The sequence below is a fragment of the Streptomyces sp. NPDC051051 genome (genome assembly GCF_040682975.1).
Lineage (GTDB): Bacteria > Actinomycetota > Actinomycetes > Streptomycetales > Streptomycetaceae > Streptomyces.
The window spans coordinates 78,575-84,904 of the sequence record NZ_JBFBCB010000037.1 but is presented as its reverse complement, the minus strand read 5'-3'; the positions used below and the strand labels follow the sequence as shown (position 1 = coordinate 84,904).

The following is a 6,330-nucleotide window of genomic DNA, read 5'->3' as shown; positions in this document are numbered from 1 at the left end:
CACGAGCTGACGCATCAGCTGGGTCTGCGGGACGAGTACCGGGACGCCGATGCCCCGCACCGCCCGCACGTTCCCGGCAGCCTGCTCGGCGACCTGGACGCGGCCCCGGAGGACTCCTCCCTGGTCGCGGCCGGTCTGCGCGACCGGCACCTCGCCCTGCTCGGTGCACTGGTCGGCGATCTCGATGCGCAGGGAGGCGGGCAGGACGGCGACCGGGGCTGGGAGAGCGTGCGGTCCGCCGCGACACCGGTCACCCGGGAGTCGCTCTGGGTGGACCCGGTGTCCCTGCCCGGGTCGGCCGACGACTCCGACGGTACGGCCGACACAGGAGTCCCCGCTCGAATGGTGCGGGGGCAGGGGCTGCTCCCGTTCGGGTCGGGCAATTTCACGTTCACCAACCTGAACTTTGACAATGAGGCGTACCTGAGCAAGGCGGTTCGTGTCATTCAGGCGTTGGACAGTCATGCGGTGATCAGGGACTACGTCCGTGGCCGTCCGGTGCGGATCACGTTGCATGTGCGGACGACGGAGACGCCGGCGGACGTGATCGATCTGGACGTGGCTCGGCAGGATGCCGCGATGCGTGCTCTGGAGGCCGCGGCCGACTCGGGTGATGCGGAGGCGGCCCAGGTGGCCCAGGCGGAGCTGGCGGATGCTCTGGCGGACCGGCCTGCGGCGGAGATGCGCGGGGTCGAGATCAACCTGGCGAGCTACTACTTCGAGAAGTACAAAGTCGGTTACGTGTTGGGGATGCTGGCGCATGAGATCGGTCTGCATCCGCTGGCCTCGGCGCAGGAGGGTCTGGTCAGGGACGAGGCCGACAATGCGGGGAGGCCGCAGCGGGTGCCGGGTCTGCCGGAGAGCCGTGTGATGAACACGGTGGGGGCGGGGCAGGCGGACCACGTGATGGCGGCTTCGCCGGAGCGTGTGCGGCACCGGATCTACCGTGACGTGGTGGTGGAGATGGCGCGGGTGCTGGAGCGGCAGGCCGCCAACCGCCAGGAGGGGGCGGTCGCGAGGGACGTCACGGACCTGTTCGACACGTATCTGATGGACGTGGCGACGATCGCGGTCACCAACGACCACCGGGCACGAGCCGTCCTGGAGCCCTTCAACACGGTCAAGGTCTACAACGCCTACAAGGAGCTGCTGCGCGAACAGCTGGCGGACACCCCCGCGCTTCAGGCACTCCTGCCCCCCGACAAGAGTGTGTTCGGCGTCGCGGGGAACTTCACGCGACTCGGCGCCAACATCGCGGCCGACAATGTCGGTGACAGCATCCAGCGTCCCGCCCCCGCCTACGAAGCCCGCCCCCGCCTCCCGCAGGCCGCCCCGGACCCCGCTTCCCACGGCGCGTCGGTTCCCGGTTCGAGGACGAACGGTCACCGTGACAGCCGTCCCCGGTTCGTGGTGCGGTCGAGTTTCGACGTCCGGCGGTTCTCCCACCGGGGTGAGACGGTCACCGATCTCACGGTGCGGGTCGCGACGCGTGGTGCGGAAGACCGGAGCGCGCGTGTCGTCGAGCGACTCGGCGCGGGTGTGGAGGAGTTCCTGAACGCCGCGGGCCACCGTCTGCCGAACGGTGACCGGTTGCACGTGACGGTGGAGCACGTCGACGCCGACGACTCCCCGCACCTGACGGTGGACCTGGTGGGCCGGGACCGGGCGATGGACCAGACCACGTGGTGGGCGGACGCGGCCCCGGTGCAGTTGGTGCACGAGCTGACCCACCAGCTCGGTCTGCGCGACGAGTACCGGGACGCCGACGCCCCGCACCGCCCGCACATCCTCGGCAGCCTGCTGGGCGACCTGGACGCGGATCCGGAGGAGGCCTCCCTCGCCGCCGCCGGTCTGCGCGACCGCCACCTCGCCCTGCTCGGCGCACTCATCGGGGACGTGACCCAGGCGCCCCTGACGAACGACGGCGAGGACGGCCGCAGCTTCGAGGAGGCCCGGAGCGCCGCCGTCCCCGACACGCGCGAGGCGGTGTGGGTGGACCCGGTCTCCCTGCCCGCCCCGGCCGAGGGACGGACCGCACCGGGCCTCGACCCCGGGCCCGGTGCGGACGCCGACGCGCACGCCGGGAGCGCGGCGGGCGGCGACGTGGCGCCCCGGATGCTCGTCCCCTTCAAGTCCGGGAACTTCGAGTTCACCAACCTCAAGCACACGAACGAGAGGTACCGCGACAGGGCGGTCCGCATCATCGAGCTGCTGCGCGGGCACGACACCGTCCGCGAGTACGTCGGTGGCCGGCCGGTCCGCATCACCCTGCACGTGCGGACCACGGAAACGCCCGCCGACGTGATCGACCGCGGTGCGGACGGCGTCGACATCAACCTGGCGAGCTACTACTTCGAGAAGTACGACATCGGCTACGTGATGGGCATGCTGGCCCACGAGATCGGCCTGCACCCGCTGGCCTCCCAGAACGCGGGCCTCCCGGACGAGGAGGCGATGTTCGAGAACTTCCCCCTGCCGGTGCCGGGGCTGGAGGGCGTGAACCCGCCGCGCACCATGAGCACGGAGGGCGCCGGCCAGGCCGACCACGTCATGGCCGCCTACCAGAGCAGCACCCGGCACCGCATCTACCGCGAGATCGTCCTGGAGATGGCCAGGACGATCTCGCGGGACGCCCGCAACGGGGAGGAGAACGCGAGGCCCAAGGACGTCACCGACCTCTTCGACTGCTACCTGATGGACCTCGCCTCCATCGCCGTCACCAACGACCACCGGCTGAGCGCGGCCATGGAGCCCGGTTACACGGCGAAGGTCTACAACGCCTACAAGAAGACGCTCCAGGACCTGCTGAGGGACGACCCCGAGCTCCTGGCCCTCCTGCCGCCGGACAAGGGCATGCTGGGCGTGATCAACGACTTCCGGCGCATCGGCACCTCCATCTCCGTGAACAATCGCGGCGACAGCATCCAGCGGGACGGTACGGCGACCTGACCCGCGGGGCCCGTCCGGCCGGCCCGCACGGTCACCGGGCGGTCGGCCGTGGCCACGGCGGATGCCCGCGCGGAGGGGAGCGGATGCCGGACGCCCACCTCACGGCCGCCCGGCGGGCACGGCCCGGGCACCCGGCCGTGCGTGTGCGAAGTATTGACCGTTCACCAACAGGGTCCTACGTTGACGCCGTCTTGAGAGCGCTCTCAGAGAGGTGGACCATGAAATTCCGTAAACGCCTCGCCTTACTGTCGGTAGCCGCCGTGGCGGCCTCGGGCCTGTCCGCGACCGTCGGTGCCGGCGTCGCGTCCGCCGCCACCATCGAGGTGGGCAGAGGCAGTTACAGCGATGTGCGACCGCCGGGGAGACAAGGGCCGTCCGACAACGGTGGTCAGGCGGTCAAGCCGAAGGTCACGCCCGCCATGGCGGACAAGCCCGTGCCGACCAACGACTGGTGGTCCTCGCTGGTCTTCCAGCGGTTCGCGAGCAACCCGTGGTCGGAGAACATGTACGGCCACCCCCTCACCTACAAGGCGGTCTCCGGCGGTCTGGAGGTCGGCTACCCGACCACCCACCAGATCGTGGGCGGCGGCCGCCAGTACGAGTTCCCGCACAAGGCCGACCTGACCCTGGGCCTCGCGGGCCTCAACTCCCCGGACGCCAAGGCGGACGGGTGGAGCGACTGGACCGTCACCCCCTACTGGAAGGACGGCGCGCGCACCCTGCGGGCCACCATCGGCCACGGCTCGCCGTACGTGTACGCCGAGGGCACCGGCGGCGCGGCGCAGATCACGGCGGCCGCCCCGCCCACCGTCTTCGCCGACCGGGGGAACGTCCTGGGCGTCACCATCGCCGGCCACGACTACGCCCTGTTCGCCCCGAGCGGCAGCGACTGGACCGTGTCCGGCAACGACATCCGCGCCGACCTCGGCGCCAAGGACTACTTCTCCCTCGCGGTCCTGCCGAGCAAGGGCGCGCTCGCCGACTACACCGAGTACGCCTTCAGCTTCGTCACCGGCTCCACGACCACCTGGGACTACCGGGAGGGCGAGGGCAAGGTCAAGGCGACCTACTCGCTGACCACCGAGGCGAAGGAGGGCGACGAGACCGGCACCCTCCAGGCGCTCTACCGCCACCAATGGATGCACACCACCGACCGGTTGACCGACTACACCTACGTCTCGCCGCGCGGCGTGATGAAGGTCCGCGAGGGCACCTCCTTCACGACGGTCCAGGACGTCAACGGCGTCCTGCCGGGGCTGCCCGGCGCCGCCGGCGTCGACAAGGCCAAGCTCAGGACGTACATCAACGACGTGCTGACCCAGGGCGACCCGCTGAGCGGCGCCGTCGACACCTACTGGACCGGCAAGGCCCTCGGCAAGCTGGCCCAACTCGTGCCGATCGCCGACCAGATCGGCGACGCCGCCGCCCGTGACAAGCTCCTCGCCCTGATCAAGGGGCGCATGGAGGAGTGGTTCACCGTCGGCGGCCCCTCCGAGTTCTCCTACGACAAGGACTGGCGCACCCTCATCGGCTACCCGGCCTCGTACGGCAGTGACCAGGAACTGAACGACCATCACTTCCACTACTCGTACTACGTGATGGCCGCCGCCACGGTGGCGCAGTACGACCCGCAGTGGGCCGCCGACTCCGAGTGGGGCGGCATGGTGAAGGAACTCATCAAGGACGCCGCCAACCCGGCCAGGGACGACACCGAGTACCCGTTCCTGCGCGGCTTCGACGTCTACGCCGGCCACAGCTGGGCCGCCGGCCACGAGGCCTTCGCCGCCGGCAACAACCAGGAGTCGTCCTCGGAGTCGGTCAACCTCAGCGCCGGCCTGATCATGTGGGGCTCGGCCACCGGTGACAAGGCGCTGCGCGACCAGGGCGTCTACATGATGATGACCGAGTCGGAGTCGATCGCGCAGTACTGGTTCGACGCCGACCAGCAGGTCTTCCCCGAGGACTTCACCCACGACGTCGTGGGCATGGTCTGGAGCAGCGGCGGCGCCTACGCCACCTGGTGGACCGCCAACCCCGAGGAGATCCACGGCATCAACTTCCTCCCCGTGACCGGCGGTTCCCTGCACCTGGCCCGCGAGAAGGACATGCTCCGCCGCAGCATCGCCGAGATGGAGAAGGAGAACGGCGGTCCGGCCGTCGAGTGGCGGGACATCTTCTGGGAGGCGCAGGCGCTGGCCGACCCGGCCAAGGCGATGGCGTTCTGGAACCAGTGGAACGGCGGCTACGTCCCCGAGGAGGGCGAGACCAAGGCCCACACCTACCACTGGGTCGCCACGATGAACTCCATCGGCGCACCCGACATGACCGTCACGGCCGACATGCCCTCGGCCGTGGCCTTCGACAAGAACGGCACCAAGACGTACGCCGCGCACAACTACGGCGCCGACGCGTGCTCGGTGAAGTTCTCCGACGGCGGCGTCCTCAACGTCCCCGCGAAATCCACCGCGTCCGGAGCGGGCGACGACGCACCGCTCGAGAAGCTCTGCGGAGCGGGCGGCGACACCCCGCCGCCGCCGGACGACGACAAGCCCACCGCCCCCGGCACCCCGGTCGCGAGCGACGTCACCGACAACGCGGTCACCCTGACCTGGGCCCCCGCCGAGGACGACAAGGGCGTCAAGGACTACGACGTCCTCCGCGGCACCACCAAGGTCGCCACCGTCACCGGAACCACGTACACGGACACCGGGCTCATCCCCGGAACCGCGTACACCTACAGCGTGAAGGCCCGCGACACCGCGGGCCAGGTCGGCCCGGCCAGTGGCACGGTGACCGTCACCACCACCGGTGACGCACCCCCTCCGTACGTCACGGGTGACACCTTCTACCCGCAGCCGGACGGCCGGCTCAGCACCACGGCGGCCACGGCGGCGTCCTCCGACACCATCCGGTCGGCGGGCGGCACCAACAACGACGGCACACCGAAGAACCCGGTCGTCTACGAGGTCGAGAACGTGAAGGGCACAGTCAAGCCGGGTGCCACCACGGCCTTCGACCTCAAGGTCGACGCCGGCACCTCCGTCGGCAACGCCCAGCAGGCCCGGGTGTCGTACGACCTGACCGGCGACGGCACGTTCGAGCGTGTCGAGACGTTCCGCTACTTCGCCACCGACCCGGTCCCCGGCTGGGAGGCGTACTCCTCGGCCCGTCAGGGCCTGCACTCCGCCACGGGCACCCTGGGCGACCTCGACGGCGGCACCGTCCGCGTCGAGGTCTGGAGCGCCCTGGGCAACACCCCGTCCACCCTCCAGGTGGGCGCGGGCTCCGTCCTCACCATCCCGTTCGCCTGACCGGAGCGGCGATCACGAGGAGCGGGTGAACAGCGCACGGCAGGCCCGGCACCGGGTGGCTCCTCGCCCC

General features: G+C 70.4%; 2 protein-coding genes. Both read left to right on the top strand.

Annotated features, from left to right (window positions below):
* The coding region (locus tag AB0N31_RS25750) for a hypothetical protein (RefSeq protein WP_366060791.1) at positions 1–2,949 on the top strand (2,949 nt) is incomplete at its 5' end.
* A gap of 218 nt (positions 2,950–3,167) precedes the next feature.
* A complete protein-coding gene (locus AB0N31_RS25745) occupies positions 3,168–6,260 on the top strand; it encodes a glycosyl hydrolase (RefSeq protein ID WP_366060790.1) in 3,093 nt (1,030 codons plus the stop codon).
* Positions 6,261–6,330 lie beyond the last annotated feature (70 nt).